Genomic DNA, 753 nt, shown 5'->3' with positions numbered 1-753 from the left:
ACCGCCGCCGAATCCGCCTCCGCCGAAGCCTCCGCCTCCACGGCCACCCCCGAATCCGCCGCCAAAGCCGCCGCCTCCGCGGCCGCCCCGTCCGGACGAACGCAGCAGGCGCCGCTTGATGCCCAGCACGCCCAGCAGGCCGCTGATGGCAAAACCGCCCACACCGCCCAGCACCGCGGCCCACCAGGTGCCGAAGGCCATCCACGATACGGCCGCGGCAGCGAACCCGGCAACAATGGCGGGCAGCCCCAGCATGAAGGCCGCCAGCATCAGGAAGAAGGGCCAGTTTTCTCCCTGGCCGTCGTCGGCTGCCTGCGACGCGGGAGCCGGCAGCGGTTCGCCGTCGACCAGCTTCTCGATGGCGCCCACGCCGGCCTCGATGCCGCCGGGAAAATCGCCCGCCTGCAGGCGCGGCACGATTTGTTCGCGGATGATGCGGCTGGCCATGGCATCGGGAATGGCGCCTTCGAGCCCATAGCCGACTTCGATGCGCAGGGTGCGGTCATCTTTGGCCAGCACCAGCAGCACGCCATCGTCGGTATTCTGGCGGCCCAGCTTCCATTGGTCGAAGACGCGTATGGCGTACTGTTCGATGGTGTCCGGCGCGGTGGTGGGCACCATCAGCACCGCCACCTGCGCGCCCTTGCGCTGTTCCAGCGCCTCCAGCCGCTGCTCCAGGGCCTGGCGGCGGGCGGCGTCCAGCGTGCCGGTGGTGTCGGTGACACGCGCCTTCAGCGCGGGCACGGCAGCGGG

General features: G+C 70.9%; 1 protein-coding gene. It reads right to left on the bottom strand.

The window, feature by feature from the left end; genetic code table 11:
- On the bottom strand, positions 1-753 hold a 753-nt coding region (locus LPZ50_RS25160; RefSeq protein WP_419195645.1), incomplete at both ends, for a TPM domain-containing protein.

The organism is Bordetella petrii, from assembly GCF_020991325.1.
In the GTDB taxonomy this organism is placed as follows: Bacteria; Pseudomonadota; Gammaproteobacteria; order Burkholderiales; family Burkholderiaceae_B; genus Bordetella_A; species Bordetella_A petrii_E.
This window is presented reverse-complemented; position numbering and strand designations above follow the sequence as displayed.